Annotated in this window: 14 protein-coding genes; 6 read left to right on the top strand and 8 right to left on the bottom strand. The window is 67.0% G+C overall.

The window, feature by feature from the left end; all coding sequences use genetic code 11:
- Nucleotides 1-28: 28 nt before the first annotated feature.
- Nucleotides 29-1,315, bottom strand: a complete 1,287-nt coding sequence (gene serS / locus G5C50_RS08590; RefSeq protein ID WP_165067784.1) for a serine--tRNA ligase — start codon at nucleotides 1,313-1,315, stop codon at nucleotides 29-31.
- Between the two features lie 123 nt (nucleotides 1,316-1,438).
- Nucleotides 1,439-2,812 carry a dipeptidase gene (locus G5C50_RS08585; protein ID WP_165067782.1) on the bottom strand — a complete coding sequence of 458 codons (1,374 nt, stop codon included), beginning with the start codon at nucleotides 2,810-2,812 and terminating at the stop codon, nucleotides 1,439-1,441.
- Nucleotides 2,813-3,604: 792 nt separating this feature from the next.
- Here G5C50_RS08585 and G5C50_RS08580 point away from each other — a divergent pair.
- On the top strand, nucleotides 3,605-4,300 hold the full coding sequence (locus tag G5C50_RS08580) for a hypothetical protein (RefSeq protein ID WP_165067779.1): 696 nt from the start codon (nucleotides 3,605-3,607) through the stop codon (nucleotides 4,298-4,300).
- An 82-nt stretch (nucleotides 4,301-4,382) separates the two neighbouring features.
- Here the strand turns inward: G5C50_RS08580 and G5C50_RS08575 are convergent, their stop codons facing one another.
- A complete protein-coding gene (locus G5C50_RS08575) occupies nucleotides 4,383-5,243 on the bottom strand; it encodes a pirin family protein (RefSeq protein WP_407673507.1) in 861 nt (286 codons plus the stop codon).
- A gap of 127 nt (nucleotides 5,244-5,370) precedes the next feature.
- Between G5C50_RS08575 and G5C50_RS08570 the strand changes: the two genes are divergently transcribed.
- Nucleotides 5,371-5,700, top strand: coding sequence for a winged helix-turn-helix transcriptional regulator (locus G5C50_RS08570; protein WP_165067776.1), 330 nt, complete (start codon nucleotides 5,371-5,373; stop codon nucleotides 5,698-5,700).
- Nucleotides 5,701-5,752: 52 nt separating this feature from the next.
- On the opposite strand, the gene G5C50_RS08565 is transcribed toward G5C50_RS08570, so the two are convergent.
- The 3 genes from G5C50_RS08565 to G5C50_RS08555 form a co-directional block, all read right to left on the bottom strand.
- Nucleotides 5,753-6,298, bottom strand: a complete 546-nt coding sequence (locus tag G5C50_RS08565; RefSeq protein ID WP_165067774.1) for a hypothetical protein — start codon at nucleotides 6,296-6,298, stop codon at nucleotides 5,753-5,755.
- 95 nt (nucleotides 6,299-6,393) lie between these two features.
- Nucleotides 6,394-8,397, bottom strand: coding sequence for a M56 family metallopeptidase (locus G5C50_RS08560; protein ID WP_165067771.1), 2,004 nt, complete (start codon nucleotides 8,395-8,397; stop codon nucleotides 6,394-6,396).
- Nucleotides 8,398-8,420: 23 nt separating this feature from the next.
- Complete coding sequence (locus G5C50_RS08555; RefSeq protein ID WP_165067768.1) at nucleotides 8,421-8,825, bottom strand: BlaI/MecI/CopY family transcriptional regulator; 405 nt, start codon at nucleotides 8,823-8,825, stop codon at nucleotides 8,421-8,423.
- 139 nt (nucleotides 8,826-8,964) lie between these two features.
- On the opposite strand from G5C50_RS08555, the gene G5C50_RS08550 reads away from it, so the two are divergent.
- The 4 genes from G5C50_RS08550 (at nucleotide 8,965) to G5C50_RS08535 (ending at nucleotide 15,783) form a co-directional block, all read left to right on the top strand.
- The gene (locus tag G5C50_RS08550; RefSeq protein WP_240907017.1) at nucleotides 8,965-9,546 is read left to right on the top strand and encodes a Maf family protein; all 582 of its coding nucleotides are present in this window, start codon (nucleotides 8,965-8,967) and stop codon (nucleotides 9,544-9,546) included.
- Between the two features lie 105 nt (nucleotides 9,547-9,651).
- Nucleotides 9,652-11,649: a beta-L-arabinofuranosidase domain-containing protein gene (locus G5C50_RS08545; protein WP_165067765.1), complete on the top strand. Its 1,998-nt coding sequence runs from the start codon at nucleotides 9,652-9,654 to the stop codon at nucleotides 11,647-11,649.
- A 32-nt stretch (nucleotides 11,650-11,681) separates the two neighbouring features.
- Nucleotides 11,682-15,191 carry an ATP-binding protein gene (locus G5C50_RS08540; protein ID WP_165067762.1) on the top strand — a complete coding sequence of 1,170 codons (3,510 nt, stop codon included), beginning with the start codon at nucleotides 11,682-11,684 and terminating at the stop codon, nucleotides 15,189-15,191.
- A 13-nt stretch (nucleotides 15,192-15,204) separates the two neighbouring features.
- A complete protein-coding gene (locus G5C50_RS08535; RefSeq protein WP_165067760.1) occupies nucleotides 15,205-15,783 on the top strand; it encodes a hypothetical protein in 579 nt (192 codons plus the stop codon).
- Here the strand turns inward: G5C50_RS08535 and G5C50_RS08530 are convergent.
- Nucleotides 15,750-16,940 (bottom strand): class I SAM-dependent rRNA methyltransferase, encoded by a 1,191-nt coding sequence (locus tag G5C50_RS08530; protein ID WP_165067757.1) that lies wholly within the window; start codon nucleotides 16,938-16,940, stop codon nucleotides 15,750-15,752. The two genes, G5C50_RS08535 and G5C50_RS08530, sit on opposite strands and share 34 nt — an antisense overlap.
- Nucleotides 16,937-17,401 carry a response regulator gene (locus G5C50_RS08525; protein ID WP_165067755.1) on the bottom strand — a complete coding sequence of 155 codons (465 nt, stop codon included), beginning with the start codon at nucleotides 17,399-17,401 and terminating at the stop codon, nucleotides 16,937-16,939. Before G5C50_RS08525 ends, G5C50_RS08530 begins: the two co-directional genes overlap by 4 nt.
- Nucleotides 17,402-17,524: the final 123 nt, after the last annotated feature.

The following is a 17,524-nucleotide window of genomic DNA, read 5'->3' as shown; positions in this document are numbered from 1 at the left end:
CTTGTACGGTCGCTCTCGATCGACGGTTCTACCCGATCACGTCCTTGCCGACGTACGGCTTCAGGACCTCGGGGACGTCGATCTTGCCGTCGGCTCGCTGGTAGTTCTCGATCACGGCGATGAGCGCCCGGCTGACGGCGACGGCGGTGCCGTTGAGGGTGTGGACGAACCGCGTCCCCTTCTGGCCGGTCGGGCGATATCGGATGTTGAGCCGGCGCGACTGGTAGTCGGTGCAATCGGACGTGCTGGTGACTTCGCCGTACTCGCCATGCTCGCCGCGGCCGGGCATCCAGGCTTCCAGGTCGAACTTGCGATAAGCCGGGCCGCCGAGGTCGCCGGTGGCGATGTCCAGGACGAGGTAGGGGATCCCCAACTCGCCGAAGATCTCCTCCTCGATCGCCAGCATCTCCGCGTGGATCGCGCCCGACTGCTCGGGCGTCGTGAACGCGAACATCTCGACCTTCGTGAACTGGTGGACTCGGTAAAGCCCCCGGCTCGCCCGGCCGGCGGCGCCGGCCTCGGTCCGGAAGCAGTGCGAGAGGCCGACGAACCGGATCGGCAGTTGGGCTTCGTCGAGCAGTTCGTCGGCCAGCATGCCGCCCAGGGTGATCTCGGCCGTGCCGACGAGGCTCAGGTCGGTGTCTTCCACCGAGTAAACCTGCGTCTCCTCGCCGCGAGGGGTGAAGCCGATTCCCTCCAGGATGCTGTTGCGGGCGAGGTCGGGCGTGGTGATCGGGGTGAAGCCGCGGGCGATCAACTTCCGGAGCGCGAACTGCTGCAGGGCCAGGTCGAGCAGCACCGCGTCGTTTTTGAGGAAGTAAAAGCCCGAGCCCGCCACCTTCGCGCCGGTCTCGAAGTCGATCAGGTCCAGGTCCTTGCCGAGCGCGACGTGATCCTTGACGGGGAAGTCGAACGCTCGGGGCGTCCCGACCTTCCGCAGCTCCTTGCTGTCGTCCTCGGTCTGGCCGACGGGGGCGTCGGGGTGGGTGAGGTTGGGGATGCGCCGCAGGCGCTGCTTGATCTCGTCGTCGAGCCGGCGGAGCTGCTCCTCGTGGTCGGCGACGTCCGACTTCAGCCGCTTGCCGGCCTCGATCAGCTCGGTGCGCCGAGTCGGGTCCTTTTCCTTGCCGGTCGACTGGGCGATCTCGTTCTGGCGGCGGCGGACGTCCTCGACGGTGGCCAGGACCTGCTTGCGGTCCCCTTCCAGGTCGGCGATCCGGTCCAGATCTTCCAGCACGTCGGCGGGGACGGCGCGGTTCCGGCAGTTCTCCCGGACGGCGTCCAGGTTGGCGATGACGTATTTCAGGTCGAGCATGACGGGATTCCTTGGTCGCGCCCCGGCCGGCGACGTCCGCCCGGGGGACGTCCCGATCGCCATAGGGGGCGTCGGGGCCGTCCGGTGTTCTCGGTCGATCGATTCGATTGGATTCGGCGGGCCTCAGGACGTCCGCGACAACTCTTCGAGCAGGTGGGCGCTCGCCTTGATCCCGCGATGGAAGTCGGCCAGCGAGAACTTCTCGTTGGGCCCGTGCAGGTTGTCGTCGTTCTGGCCCCAGCCCAGGAGCAGGGTGTCTACCTTCAAATGCTTCTTCAAGAGGCCGACGACGGGGATCGAGCCCCCTTCGCGGATGAACAGCGGCGCGACGCCGAAGCTGGCCTCGATGGCCTTCACCGCCGCGTGGAAGCCGGGGCTGTCCACGTCCACCAGCACGGCCGGAGATCCCTGGTGGCTGATGAATTCGACGGTCACGCCCGGCGGCGTGTGGGTCTCGATGTGCTTGCGGACCAGCCGCTCGATCTCGACAGGATCCTGGTCGGGGACCAGCCGGAAGCTGAACTTCGCCCCCGCCTTGCAAGGGAGGACCGTCTTGGGGCCGGGGCCGGAATAGCCTCCCCAGACCCCGTGGACGTCGCACGTCGGCCGGGCGCCCTTGCGCTCCAGGGTTGAATAACCCTCCTCGCCGAAGACCTCGTTCACGCCCAGCTCGGTGCGGAACTCCTCCTCGGAGAAGGGGAGGTCACGAAAGGCCTGACGCTCCCAGTCTTCCAGCGGCTTGACCTTGTCGTAGAAGCCCTCGACCTTGATGCGGCCGTCCGGGCCCTTGAGGCCGTCGAGGATGTTCGCCAGGGCGTTCAGCGGGTTGGCCACCGCGCCGCCGTAGGTGCCCGAGTGCAGGTCGCGGTTCGCCCCCTGGACGTGGATCTCGAAGTAGGCCAGTCCCTTCAGGCCGTAAGTGATGGCCGGCTTGCCGGGGGCGAACTGGCTGGTGTCGGAGATGACGGCGTAGTCGCAGGCGAGCTTGTCGGGGTTCTCGGCGACGTAGGTCTCCAGGTTCGACCCGCCGATCTCCTCCTCGCCTTCAATGATGATCTTCACGTTCACCGGCAGGCCGCCGGTCGTCTTGAGCCAGGCTTCGACGGCCTTCAGATGCGTGAACATCTGGCCTTTGTCGTCGGTCGCGCCTCGGGCGTAGAGGTTGCCGTTGCGGACCGTGGGCTCAAACGGCGGCGAAAGCCAGGGTTCGAGTGGTTCTGGGGGCTGGACGTCGTAATGTCCATAGATGAGGACCGTCGGCTTGCCGGGAGCCCCAAGGCTCTCGGCATAGACGATCGGGTGCCGCTTGGTGGGGATGATCTCCGCGGTCATCCCCATCCGGGCGAGGTCGTCGCGGATGAACTCAGCGGCGCGGCGGGTGTCGGAGTCGTGATCGGGTTGGGCGCTGACGCTGGGGATCCGGATCAACTCCTTGAGTTGTTCCTCGAAGTCTCCGGCGTGTTCCTTAAGATATTCGTCGATGCGATCCAGGCTCATACTCCGCCCCCTTCCCGAACCTCGCCCGCGACCTGCCTCCGGCGCGCGGCCTTCCCCCTCTGGGCCGTCTCAGTGTACCACGGCCCGGTCCTCGATGTACCACCGGCGCGTCAGGCGTGATCGCCAAATCCCTCATCTCTTACATCACGTTGCGACCTTGCCATGCACCGTCACCCTCTCAGGGAGGGGGCGTTGGTGTCTTGCGAGCGTGGAGCAATGGGGCTGATTGGGTGTGTTTCCCAAACGCCACGATTGGCGGTTTCTCGGATTAATCCTTGTCGGACCCCGGGCAAGGATTACAAAATGGTCGCGGTTTACACGAGTAGTTGACTTGCCCGCACCAGGGGCCATATTTTCCCGAAGTCGGCTCAAGTTTTGGTGAGAACGAGCCGGATGGGCCGGCGGCGAGGCGGAAAATCAACACTGGCATCGAAAATGCAACGAGTGTCATCCGCCGACTGAACGACTTCGGTTTCGGTTCCTCATGGAGGGGTTTTGGCGCATCGTCGGCGTGGTTGGATCGCAACCCTGGAAGCACTTCAGTAAGATCGGCAACATGGGCGGTGCGGGCGACACGCATGGTATAGTGAAAACGAACGGCCAGTGAAGCGTTGCCAATGGAAAGGCGACCGTCCCCGGGGTGGGTTTCGACTCCCTTTGGGCGCGGTGTCAAGCGGATTCCTGGGATGGTTGGGCTCGGGCGTCGTTCCCGAGACTGCTTGACGCGGCAGCCGAGGACTTTCGCGAAACAATCCCTTTGTCTGATGCAGTTTGAGGAGGGGGGCCTTTCCTATGAGTTTCCTTCAGCGTTTCCTGGAACGCGTGCTTCGCAACAATCCCAGTCGCATGCCGCGCACGAGCTTCGACGACCTGAGCCAGGAACAGTTGGACGCTCATCTCCGGGTCGAACGCTACGGGAGCTTCACGTTGACCGACGCCGTCCGGCCGTCCATCGGCCTGGACGTCATCCCTCGCGAGGGCTACCGCCGCGACGTCTACTGCGATCCTGAGTCCGGCAACACGATGCCGGTGCTCGCGGCCTCGGTCTCGGCCGATCGCCTGTTCGACGTCTTCATGGACCTGCTCGACCCGCTTGGCGAAGTGGTTGACGTGGTGATGGAGTCCAGCCATGACTCCGAGCCGGGCTCCCACGCCGACCTCTACCGCGAGCACATGGACACCGTCATCCTCAAGAGCACGCTCTACGACTATGAGTCGCTCCTGATGAACGACGGCTGCACCGGCCTGGCCGCCCTGAATCCCGGCGGGCCGATGGAGGTCCAGTTCGACGAGCACAAGCTCCTCTTCGTCTACGCCCATGACCTGGAGCCCTTTGAGGAAGTCCTCAAGAGCTACGGTCTCCGTCGCGACGACACGCTCAAGTTCATCTCCGAGGCCGAGCACCTCCACTCGACCGACGACGAGCATCGCGACCAGTTCGACGAGCTGCTCTACCGCCTGGGCATCGACGACAACATGATGGAGTGATCGCGGCGGCGATCGATGAAACACCCGAGGGGCGACCGGAGAAACCGGTCGCCTCTCGGCGTTTCGAACGGCAAGGATCGCCTCAAATCACGCCCATCCGGCCTGCCTGAAAGTCGAGGATGGCCTGGCGGATCTCGGCCTCCGTGTTCATGACGAACGGCCCCCGGCCGACGACCGGCTCATCGATCGGCTCTCCCGAGAGCGCCAGGATCGAGGCGTCCTGGTCGCAGGCGATCTCCAGGCCGTCGCCCGCCGGGTCGAACCGCACCAGCGCGACGCCCTGGGCGCTCGTCGAGCCGTTGAGCTTTACGACCCCTGTCCGCACCAGGAGGAGGGTTGTGAACCCGTCGGGCACGTCCAGCCGCACCGAACTTCCGGCGGCGAGCTGGAGGTCCCAGACGTTGATCGGCGTGACCGTCCGCGCGGGACCTCGAACGCCCCCCAACTCGCCGGCGATGACGCGGGCCGTGCCTGCGCCGTCGGGGAGTTCGACGGTCGGAATCGAAGCGGCCAGGATTTCCTGATATCGCGGCGGGGCCGTTTTCTCGGCGGCCGGAAGGTTGACCCAGAGCTGGACCATTTCCAGCACGCCGCCGCGACGGGTGAACGCCTCGCCGTGATACTCCTCGTGCACGACGCCCGAGGCGGCCGTCATCCACTGGACGTCGCCCGGCCCGACGATTCCGTGATTGCCGCCCGAGTCGCGGTGCTCGACCTCGCCGTGGTAGACGATCGTCACCGTTTCGAAGCCGCGGTGCGGATGAACGTCGACCCCGCGACGATGCGGCGACGGCGGGAACTCCATCGGACCGGCATAGTCGAGCAGTAGGAACGGGCTTATCGCCGCGGCCCCCTCGTGGTACGAGAACAGGCTCCGCACGGGGAAGCCGTCGCCCACCCAGTGCTGCGGAACTTCGCCACGAACCTCGACCGTCTTCTTCAGAGCCATGAGTCCCTCCGATTCTTCGTTCATGAGAAGCGGGCCTCTTGACTTGTACGGTCGTATGGACGGAACATCAAGTATGGGCCTTTTGGGTACTTGGTATCCTGGAGGATACCGGAGAGGCGTGATGCATAAGACCGGCGGCGACAACCCGAAGAAGTTGGTTAGCTGTCCGGTGGAGGCGACCATCCAGGTCGTCGGTGGTCGTTGGAAGGTGCTGATTTTGCACCGCCTGCTCGAGCATGACATGCGATTCGGCGAGCTGTTGCGGGCGCTCAAGGGGGTGACGGCGCGCACCCTGACCAAGCAGCTTCGCGAGTTGGAAGCGGATGGGATCGTCTCGCGGACGGTCCATCAGCAGGTGCCGCCCATGGTCGAATATGCGATCACGCCCAAGGGACGCGAGCTAGAGCCCACGCTGCTGGCGATGCACGCCTGGGGCGAGAAATACGGCTGATCCGAACTGAGCGCATGAAGACGCCCGGGCGGATTCTCCCGGGCGTCTTGGATCAGCGTGGCGTGCGGCCGGAATCCAGGATCTTTTGCACGATCGTATCCGGCTCCTCCGGGTCTCCCGGTCCGATCACCACGGGTCTGGAACGGACCTGGGCCAGGAATTCCGTCGGGTCGCGTCTGCGCTGCAGGATCTGGATGAATTCCCGGGCGCGCCAGGTGTCCTCGTAGGGTCGTCGGACGTAAGTGATATCGTCCACGAAGCCGTTCTTCATCTTCCATCGCAGCAGGATGGCGTATCGCAGGTCTGTGCACCCCCGGGCTTCCATCAGGGCCCGAACGTCTTCCCATCTTGGAGCGTTGGGAATCGCGGCGACCGCCTGGGCCAGGCCGGTGAAACCTTCCGACGCCCAGAAGTCCGCCATCTCGACCTCGACGACGCTCCGATCGCCGTCATTCTCCTTCCCGGTCGCCCCCATTTCGTCATCCTTGGCGACGAGGAACAGTCCCAGGATAACTGCGGCGGCGAGCCCCAGCAGGGCGAACGTCCCGAGGCTTCGTCCGACGGCAAGAAGGAGCCGCCCCAGATCCAGTCGGTGCATGGCTTTCCCCTACTGGTCGTCAGCGGTTCGTTGGGCTGTCCCCCTCCGCCTGGTGGTGGAGGGGGACGACACACCAGGTTATTCGGCGGTTCGCCTCACTTCTTGTCGTCGCTCTCAGGCTTTTTCAGGCTGTCGAGCTGCTTGAGCACCTGGTCGAGCTTCTTCTCCAGGGCCTCGATGCGGGCCTTGTCCTTGGCGTCGGAGCCCGGCACCAAGAGGGCGCGGCCCTCGGCGATGCGGGGGGCGGTCAACGCGCGGACCTCCTTCAACTGAAGGTTGACGTCCGGCCGAACGGCCACGAACTCATGAGAGATCTTCGCCAACTCGGCCTGGGCCTTGGCGAGCTTGGTCGCGGCCTCGGACATCTCCTTCTGCTTCTCGGCGAGGACCTTCCGCAGTTCGTCGACCTGCTTGCGGGCTTCCTGGGCCTTCGGGTCGTCCACCTTCAGCTCGCGGCGAAACACCTTGACATCCCCAGGGGCGGAAGGCTGACCCGCGACGGCGATCCGGCCGAGGGGGGTGTTGGACATCTTCTCGACCTGCTCCAGGGCCGCCTTGAGGGCCTTGATCTGGATCTCGGCTTCGGGGCCGTCGCTCTTCTTGTCCTCCAGCTCCTTGATGCGGGCCTTGAGTTCCTCGACGGCCTTCTTCATGCCCTCGCGGGCTTCGGCCGGGACGCCGCGGAACTCGTACCGGAACTGACGTTGGACCTTCGTCTCGTCCTTCTTGTCGCCGTCCTTCTCAACCTTGTCCTTCTTGTCCTTCTCATCGTCGATCTTGACGGTGATGGGAGCGCCGGCGAAGGCGATGTTCGGGCCTTTGACGTCGATGGTCTTCACATCGGCGACGTCAGCGACGGCGCGGACGGTGATGGTGTTGGCTGCGAGCGAGTCGTCCTTGCCGGCGACCTCAACCGTGGCCGGGACGCCGTCCCGGGCGATGGCGCGGAGGGTCAGGACGTCGGGCGAGCCGTCCTGAGTCTCACTGACGATGACCGTGGTGGTTTCGCCGACGCCGTCGGCGGAAGCGGAGACGGTCGCCGTGGCTGTGGCGGTGTCGGTGGATTCGGCGGCCTTCTGGGCCCAGGTGGGGCTCATCGGCAGCAGGACGCCGGAGAGGGCCAGGGCGGTCAGCGAGCCTTTCCATCCCAGGGCGCGGGGCGTCGTTCCCTTCATGACCATCGTCAACCTCTTTCGCAGGTGGTGCACCTTGCCGAATCCACTGGCCAGCAGCGGTTCGGGCTCGGCGCCGGGGTTCAAGAAATCGACCGTATCCAACAGGGTCTCGGCATAGGCGCGGGCGTCGTCCGGGAACATCCAGACGACCCACGCGTCGCAGCATTGCTCCTCGACGTCGCGGAGGGCCCGGCGGGCCAGCCAGACGACGGGGAGCCACCAGTACAGAACCGTCACGGCCAGCTCCAGGAACCGCAGCAGGTGGTCGCCGCGCTTCAGGTGGGCCAGCTCATGAGTCAACAGGAGCGTCCGGCTGCGGCCGTCCAGCTCCTTCCAGAGCATCCGGGGGAGTATCAGCCGGGGACGGACGCCCAGGCCCCAGAGCATCGGCGTGGTGCGGGCGTCGACGATGTCGACGAGCGGGACCTGTCGAAGTCCCATCTCGGCCGCGAGGATCTCGACCTCCTCCTCGACCGCCCAGCCCGCCGGCGAGGCGTCGCGCAGCCGGCGCTGAAACCGCACGATGCGGGTTCCCGCCAGCACCGCCGTCGCCAGCGAGCCCGCCAGCCACACGATGCCCAGGCCCTTCCAGATCAGCGTCGGATCGATCTCCCAGGCGGGCTGGACTGCGGCTTCCTCGACGACCTCGACCGGCTCGCAAGCCTCGAACGCCTCCCAGTCGATCCCTTCCAGGTCTTCCACGGCGATCGTGACGAGTTCAGGGGTCGGCTCGGGCTCCGGGAGGAAGCGAGCCACTGAGAACTCGAACATCGGCGGCGTGACCAGCTTCAGCAGGACGACGACCCAGATGCAATGGACGATCGCGGGCCGTCGCGACAGGATCAGGGCCAGCCCAGCGGCGACCGCGGCGAGGGCGGATGCGGCCAGGGCGTTGGTCAAGGCGGATCGCATCAACTCTTCCATGGCGAAGCTCCTCTCGACGTGTTTCAGGCGCCCGGGCGTCGCTTCTTGCCGCGGTCGAGCCGGTCGATGAGCGACCGCAACTCGTCGCGCTCGGCCGGGGAGAGACCGTCCCCCTCGACCAGATGGGTCAACAGCGGCGTGAACGAGCCCCCGCAAAGGGCGTCGGCCACCGCCCGCAGGCGTCGGCCGATCAACTCGTCACGCCCCACGGCCGCGGCGAAGACGTGGACCGCCTCGCGGCGGTCCCGCGAAACGCACCCTTTCTGCTCCAGCCGCTCCAGGAGCTTCTGCACCGTGGCGTACGTCGAGGATCCCCCCTCGCCGTACACCCGCTCCGCCAGCCGCCGGATCGGCGCGGGACCGTGGTCCCAGAGCGCCGTCAGCAAGGCCAGCTCGGCCTCCGTCACGTCCACCTCGCTCCGTTTCATCTCACCGGCCTCCTCCCCTCAGACGTTTTGTCTGAAGGGGATGGTAAGACAACACGTCTGAGCCGTCAAGCTATTCTTCGACGGCGTTCTCGGAATATTCTGGTGGCTGCGATATTTTGCGACCGAGGAGGAGTGACGCGTGCCGAAGCCTCGATTGATCCTGGCGAGCGCCTCGCCCAGACGGCGGCAGCTTCTGGAGGAGGCCGGGTATGAGTTCGAGGTCGATCCCTCGGACGTGGAGGAGCCGGGGCCCGAGGCGGGCGTGAGCCCGTCCGAATACGCGGCGGGGTTGGCCTGGCGGAAGGCTCGCGCGGTGGCCTCGCGGCGAGGGAGTGGCCTGATCCTGGCGGCCGACACCGTCTGCGCCGTCGAGGGCGAGATCCTCAACAAGCCCGTCGACCGCGCCGACGCCGAGCGGATGATCCGGCTTCAGGAGGGGGGCGACGCCGACGTCATCACCGGGCTCTGCCTGCATCGGGGTGATCGCGAGGAGTGGATCGGCGCGGTCGAGATCAGCGTGGTTCGATTCCGCGCGCTCACCGACGCCGAACGCCTCGCCTATCTCGACTCTGAGCGGTGGGAAGGGAAGTCAGGCGCTTACGGCGTGCAGGACGAGGACCCGTTCGTCTCGGTGGCGCGGGGGAGTTTCTCCAACGTCGTCGGCCTCCCCATGGAGCGGCTGGCGGCCTTGCTGGCGGCGCATCCGTCGCTCCTCGACTGATGGAAGGGACCGCACCATTATGGTCCGACGACGGATGTCGGGCTAAAATGGAAGGACCCTCGAAGCCTTGCCTCTCCTCGCCTTGCATCGAAGGACGTTCGCGCCATGAAATGTCGTGGTATCCGATTCGCCGGGGCCGTCGCGCTGGGCTTTGGGCTCGCGTCGATCGCGCTCGCCGCCGAGCCCTCCCTGAAGCCCGCCGCGTTGGAGCCTCTGCCCGTGGGGGCGATCAAGCCCTCGGGATGGCTGAAGGTCCAGTTAGAGACCCAGGCGAAGGGGCTCGGCGGCAGCCTCGACGAATACTGGCCCGACATCAAGGACTCCGCCTGGATCGGCGGCAAGGCCGAAGGCTGGGAGCGCGTGCCGTACTGGCTCGACGGCATCATTCCGTTGGCCTACCTGCTGGACGACTTGGCGCTCAAGGCCAAGGCGAAGCGGTACGTCGACTACATCCTCGACCACCAGCAGCCCGACGGCTGGCTCGGCCCCATCGGCGACTCGCAGAAGCACGCCGCCTATGACGTCTGGCCTCTCTTCCCGCTCTACAAGGCGTTCCTCCAGTACGAGCAGGCGACCGGCGATCCCCGGATCATCCCCGCACTGGTGCGATGCTCGAAGAAGATCGACCAGGTGATTGACCGAACGCCCCTCTACGAGTGGGCGAAGGTCCGCGCCGCTGACTACGCACTGGCGCTCTACGCTCTGTATGACCGGACCCATGACCCTGAGTTGGTCGTCGCCGCTCGGAAGGTCTTCACGCAGGCCCATGATTGGCGGGCGCAGTTCGAGGACTACAAGCTGACCGATCGAGCCACGAACGGCTTTGGGATGCTCAGCCACGGGGTCAACACGGCGATGGGCTGGAAGTTCGGCCCCGTCCGGGCGAGGCTCTCGGGCGAGGCCGGCGACCGCGACGCGCTGGCCTCGATGCTCGGCGTGCTCGACCGCTGCCACGGCCAGGCGACGGGCATGTTCACCTGCGACGAGCACGTCGCCGGCCGGAGCCCCTCGCAGGGGACCGAGCTTTGCACGGTCGTCGAGGCGATGTACTCGCTCGAGGCCGCGATCGAGATCCTCGGCGACGCCCGCCTGGGCGACCGCCTGGAACGGATCTCTTACAACGCGCTGCCGGCCACGTTCAAGAAGGACATGACAGCGCACCAGTACGACCAGCAGGCCAACCAGGTCGTCTGCGTCCGCGAGGGGGAGCACCCTTACGCGACCAACGGACCGGACTCGAACCTCTTTGGACTGGAGCCGAACTTCGGCTGTTGCACGGCGAACTTCCACCAGGGCTGGCCCAAGCTGGCGACGAACCTCTGGATGAAGACCCCGAAGGGTGGACTGGCCGTCGCCGCCTACGCGCCCTGCGTCGTCGAGACCCAGCTTCAGGGCAAACCCGTGCGGCTGGAGGTGAAGACCGAGTACCCGTTCCGCGACGCCGTCGAGATCGTGGTCACGGTCCCCGAGCCGATGCGGTTCCCACTGGAGCTGCGGGTGCCGGAGTGGTCGCGGACGCCGTCGATCACGGCGTCGGACGTGCCGTTCTCGCTGGGCGAGCGTCGGCTGCGAGTCGGCGACGCGGCGGGGGTGGCCCGCGACGAGCGGACGGCCGCTTATCGGACCCTTGACGCCGAGTGGAGCGGGACGAAGTCGATCCGACTGGAACTGCCGGCCCTGGTTCAGGCGTACCGCGGATACAACGATTCGACGGCGATCGTCCGCGGCCCGCTGGTGTTCGCGCTGCCGATTGCCGCAAAATGGAAGAAACTTAATGATGGCCCAAGGTTCGCTGATTGGGAAGTCCGGCCGACGGCCCCTTGGAACTACGCGTTGGAGCTGTCGCCGGAGAGGATCGAGGACTTCGTGAACTTCCGAGAGGTGCAGCCGACGGCCGGGGCTCCGGCGTTTTCTGCGGAGGGAGTTAGGATCGCCGCCGAGGTCCGAGGGCGTCGCGTGGAAAGCTGGGAGATGGAACGGGGAGCCGCTGCCCCGCCGCCGCCGAGCCCAGCGAAGAGCGCCGCGCCGCTGGAGACCCTTAGGCTCGTTCCGTACGGCTGCACCGACCTGCGAGTGACCGAGTTCCCGACCTTGCTCGACTAACCGTCGAGACGGGCGGCGGGGAGGAGTTCCGGATGACCGCCATGACGATCGACGCCCCTCCGGGTCGAGACGACTCGCCGCAGCCGGCTGTGGCGGAGTCGGCTGCGTCCGCAGGCCCGAAACGATCGATCGTGGCGAAGCAGGCGTTGTTCGTCGGGTTCCTCTTGGCCTTGACCTCGACGGCCCTGACGACGGCCGGCTACCTGTACGTCGGCGACATGATCACGGAGCAGATCGACGCGCGGCTGTCGGCGATCGCCGACGACCGTCAGTCGCTCTTGCTGGCGGGCTTGCGTCGGGAAGGCGACCGGGTGGTTCAGGCGGCCAATCGGACTCGGTTGCGGATCCTGCTCGACTCGCGGTCGCGGGCCTCAGCGTACGGCGACGGCCCGGCGATCGACCTTCAAGGAGCGCTCGACGACGTCCGCGAGAGTTCGAGGGAATTCCAGGCCCTCCGTCTGGAGGCGCTCGACGGCGAGACCCTGGCGGTCAGCGGAGAGGAGCAGGACGTCGCCGCGATCCCCCAGGGCTTGCGCGAGCCGCGGACCGGCGGCACTCCTCGGACGGCGGTCCCGGTCGAGAACGGAGATTCACGCGCGGCCGTGTTTGCGGCCGACGTTCTCAGCCGGTCGGGGACGCTGATGGGTCGGCTCTTCGCGCTGGTCGACCTGAGTCGGATCGACGCCCAACTCGCCGATCCTCGTTGGTTGGGACAGACGGGGGAAGTGCTGATCGGCCGACGCGAAGGGGACGTCGTTCAGCTTCTCTTCCCGCCGCGTCAGAACCCCGAACTCAGGCAGTTCCCCGTCGAGAAAACGGCTGGAATTCGAGAAGCCGTCGCGGGTCACACCGGTCTGGTGCGGGCGCTCGACCGTTTCGGTCGCGAGGTTCTGGCCGCGTATCGGCCGTTGGGGTACGCCGACTGGGGCGTGGTGGTGAAGATCGACGCCGGCGAGGCCTACGCCCCGGTGCGTCGGCTGCGACGGCTGCTGACGGCCATCGGGAGCACGATCCTGCTGGCGGGTCTGGCCGCCGCCTACTTCCTGGCCCGCCAGCAGGCTCGACCCATCAAGCGGCTGGCGGAGGCGGCCGAGGCCGTCGCCGACGGTCGACTCAATACGCCGATCGCCGTGACTTCCAACGACGAGATCGGCGTCCTGGAGTCGAGCTTCGCCCGGATGACCGGCCAACTCGCGCGGTCGCACGCTGACCTCGAGGGGCGGATCCACGAGCGCACACGCGACCTGGAAGAGGTTCGCGACCTGCTCGACGCCTTCTTCCGGATCTCGACCTCGCAGGCCGATTCGCAGACGCTTGACCGTACGTTCGACTCGGTGCTGGCCTTCTGCTCGCGGTTGGGATATGAACTGGCGATGATCTCGCTGGTGGACCGCGAAGCCGGCGTGGTCCGGGGCGTCCGCGGCGGCGGAGCGATGGGCGAGATCGTCGCCGAGACCATCCGTCCTCTCAACGGCGACGACATCCTCGCCCGGGTCGTGCGAGATGGGAACGTCGAGATCGTTCCCGATTCCACCGTCGACCCAGCCTGCGATCACGAGGCGGTCGCCCGCGCCGAACTGCGAGGGCAGATCGTCCTGCCGCTGGCCAGCGGCGACGAGGTGCTGGGGACGCTTCAAGTCGCCGTTCGCGAGCCCCTCGACCCGGCTCAGGTCGACCTTCGGCCCCTGGAGACGCTGGCCAGCCACGCCGGCAGGACGCTCGGCCGGTTTCAGCAGATCGCCGAGGTCCGTCGGCTCAACGAATCGCTCGACCACCGCGCCGAGGAGCTGGCGCGATCGGAGGCGGCCTTCCGCGAACAGGCTCAGATCCTGCGGTCGGTCCTCGACTGCATGGGCGAAGGGGTCATCGTCTCCGACGGTGACTTTGAGCTCATGGTCATGAACCCGGCGGCGCGGCGGATCCTCGATCTGCCGGCGGACGCCGGCACAGAGGTGGTCTGGGCCACGGCTTCCCGCGTCTACCCGATCGGCGCCCGAGAGCCCTATCGCGTGGACGACCTGCCGTTGCGGCGAGCGATCCGAGGCGAGCCGGTCGACCAGGTCGAGATGATGCTCGGCCGACCGAGCATCCAGGAGGGCCGTTGCCTGAGCGTCGACGCCCGGCCACTGGTGGACGAACTGGGCGTGACCCGCGGCGGCCTGGTCGTCTTCCAGGAGATCACCGCCCGCAAGCGCGGCGAGTTGCGGCTGACCGTCGAGTACACCGCCGCTCGCGTCCTGGCGGAGTCCGAATCGGTCGCCGAGGCCGCTCCCCGAATCCTCCGCGCGATGGCCGAGCAACTGGAGTGGGAGCTGGCCGTCCTCTGGCGGATCGACTCGGCTTCCGGTCAGGCCCGCTGTCTGACCTTCTGGCGCGACCCCAAGGCGGTCGGCGACGGTCTTAACGACGCGATCCGCGACCGCACGTTCCGCTCCGGCGAGTCGATCGCCGGTCGAGTCTGGGCCGATCGCAAGGCCGCCTGGATCGCCGACCTCGCCTCGACCGACCAGGGCGAAGGCGGCTGCGAGCTCTGCCGCATGCTGGTCGACGGCGGGTTCCGTTCGGCCTTCGGCGCACCAGTGATGCTCCGAGGCGACTGTATCGGCGTCCTCGGCTTCTTCAGCGCAGCGGCGAGGGTCGAGGATCCCGACCTGCTCGACATGACGGGCATCCTCGGCGCCCAGATCGGCCAGTTCCAGGACCGCTGCCAGATGCATTCGCGCGTCGTTCAGTCGGAGAAGCTGGCCTCGCTGGGGATGCTCTCGGCCAGCGTCGCGCACGAGATCAACAATCCGCTGGCGTACGTTGCCAGCAACCTCGCCGTGCTTGACCGAGACGCCCGCGCCCTGCTCGAGGTCCTGGCCGATTTCGAGTCCTGTTCCGACGTGATTGAAGCCGAGCGGCCGGAGCTTGCCGCCGAGATCCGCCGACTCGACGAGGAGTATGACCTGACCTACGTCAAGGAGAACCTCGGCAAGGTCCTCGACAGCACCCGTCAAGGGGTCCGCCGGGTCGCCGACATCGTCCACAACCTCCGCGGTTTCGCCCGGGGCGATCGAGGCTCAGCGGGGCCCGGTTCCGTGGATCTCCACGAGTCCATCGCCGCCGCGCTTGAGATGATCCGGGGCCGACTTGATCGCCGGGGGATCAGGGTCGAGGACCACTCGGCATGCCTGCCGCCGGTCGCCGCCTCGGCCGCGCAGCTCAATCAGGTCTTCCTCAACCTGTTGGTCAACGCCATGCAGGCCATCGATGCCGCCCAGCGAGCCGACGGCGTCATCGCCATCGACGGAGTGGTCAAGGGAGACGACGTCCGGCTCGAGATCCGCGACAACGGTTGTGGGATGTCCCCGGACGTCCTCGCCCAGATCTTCGACCCCTTCTTCACCACGAAGTCCGCCGGCGAGGGGACCGGCCTGGGGCTCTCGATCAGCCACGGCATCGTCCTCGACCATGGCGGTCGCATCGAGGTCGAATCCACCCCCGGCGAGGGGACCTGCTTCCGCATCGTCCTCCCCATCAGCCGCAAGATCGAATCCTGAGGGGCTGTCCGCCATGGATCGTCGAAAACGCCGCCTGATCCTGGTCGCGACGATCGTGGCCATCGCGCCGGGGATCTTCCTCCTCCTGCGTCCCAGGCGGCCGAGCCTCGGCGAGACGCTCCCGCAGGCCGAACGGCTCGTTATCTACGAGGGGCTCCCGCACCAGATGTACGAGGAAGACGCTTATCGGGCCGAGGTCTCCTCCGCGAAGACGATCCAGTTGGCCGGATACCCGTTCTATCAGACGCCTCTCACCCTGAGCGGCGACGACCTCAAGTCGCTGCGTACCATGCTGGAGGACGGCGGCCTCTTCGACGAGTTCACGGGCGAGAAGAAGTGCGGCGGCTTCCATCCCGACTACGCCGTCGAGTGGTCGTCCGGCGGCGAGACCTTTCGCGTCCTCCTATGCTTCGGCTGCGGCGAAGCCCTTGTCGAAGGGCCTCGGGGCAAGGTCGAGCGATACGACCTGGTCCGGGGGAAGCGCGACGGGTTGATCGAACTCCTGAAGAAGCAGCGCAAGAATCGGCCGCCGCACGAGCGGTTCGGCCCGCTCGCCGCTCAGCCGACCCGCGCGATGAGGCACTTCAGGTAGTCGGTCTCGGGGCAGGGGGCCGAGACGGGGTGGTCGGGCCCCTGGCCGCGCTGTTCGAGGATCTGAACCGGCCGGCGCGAGTGCTCGGCGACGTTCGCCAGGACGTCGCGGAAGGTCGCCCGATCGACCAGGCCCGAGCATGAGCAGGTCGCCAGGATTCCGCCGGGGGACAGCACGTCGACGGCGGCGTGGTTGAGTCGGGCGTAGGCGCCCAGCGCGGGGGCGAGGTCGCGGGCGTGGCCGGCGTACTTGGGCGGGTCGCAGATCACCACGTCGAACCGCTCGCCGGCCGCCTTCAGCCGTTCGAGGATCTTGGGGACGTCCCCCTGCTCGAATTCAACGTTCGCGACTTCGTTGATGCGAGCGTTCTCCCGGGCCGTCGCCAGCGCGGGGGCCGAGGAGTCGACGGCCCGCACGGACGCCGCGCCGGCCTTCGCCGCGTTGAGTGCGAACCCTCCGGTGAAGCAGAAGAGGTCGAGCACCCGCTTGCCGAGACAGTAACGGGCGACGGCCTCGCGGTTCTCACGCTGGTCGCAGTAGAATCCCGTCTTCTGGCCCTGGAGAACGTCGACCTTGTAGGACAGCCCATTCTCGAAGACCGTCAGGTCCTCCGGGATCGTCCCGACGATCCGTACGTCGCCGACGTCGAGCCCTTCCTCCTTGGCCACCGCGCGGTCGGGCCGGGCGATGATCCCCTCGGCGCCGGTCAGTTCGCGGAGGGCGTCCAGGATCGCGTCCCGACGTCTGTGCAGGGCGAGGCTTGAGAAGAGGGCGACAAGGCAAGAACCGTAGCGGTCGACGGTCAGCCCGGAGAGGCCGTCGCCCTCGCTGAAGACGAGCCGGTAGGCCGAGTTCCGGGCGTCGAGCCCGAGGACGTCGCGGCGGAGCTGGACGGCGGTTTCAAGCCGGGCCTTCCAGAAGGCGTCGTCGAGCGGCCCGCCGTCCCAGCGATAGAGCCGGGCCCTGATGGCGCTCGACGGATTAAACAGGCCTCGGCCGACGGTCGCCCCTTCATGGCTGACGACCTCGACCTCGTCGCCGGGCTCCGGCGAGCCTTCGACGCGAGCGATGGACTGGGCGAAGACCCAGGGGTGGCCGGCGAACAGGGGGCGGGCGCGCTTCGGCTTCAGGACGACCCGAGCCGAGGGCGTGGTCATGACCCTTCGGTCGCCCGGCTGGCGGCCTCGAACTCGGAGAGATAGGCCAGCGTCCGTTCGAGCTGGTTCTCCAGATGGCGGACGCGCAGGAGGCTGCGGATCCGGCAGAGCAGCTCGACCTTGTTGACGGGCTTGGTCAGGAAGTCGTCGGTGCCGGCCTGCACCCCGCGCTCGAAGTCGGACGCCTCGTTGAGCGCCGTGACCATCAGGATGAGGATGTCCTTGGTCTCGGGGTTGGAGCGGAGCTTGCGGGAGACCTCGAAGCCGGAGAGCCGGGGCATCATGACGTCGAGCAGCAGGAGATCGGGCTTGAACTCCTGGACGACCTGGATGGCCTCCTCGCCGTCGCGGGCCGTGCGGAGGTCGCAGTCGACGTCCGACAGATACGCTTCCAGCAGCTCCACGTTCTGGGCGTTGTCGTCGGCGATCACGATTTTGGGGCGGGCTTTCTGATCTTCCAAGGCCGAACCTCGCAGGGATTCCCCAGACCGTCGCCGTGACTTGGCCGCCGAGCCGTACCGACCGGACGAGAGGCGCGCGGCGTTCCGCCCCCCTCGCGATATCTATCGGCCGGAGTGCACCCA

Source organism: Paludisphaera rhizosphaerae (genome assembly GCF_011065895.1).
Lineage (GTDB): Bacteria > Planctomycetota > Planctomycetia > Isosphaerales > Isosphaeraceae > Paludisphaera > Paludisphaera rhizosphaerae.
This window is presented reverse-complemented; position numbering and strand designations above follow the sequence as displayed.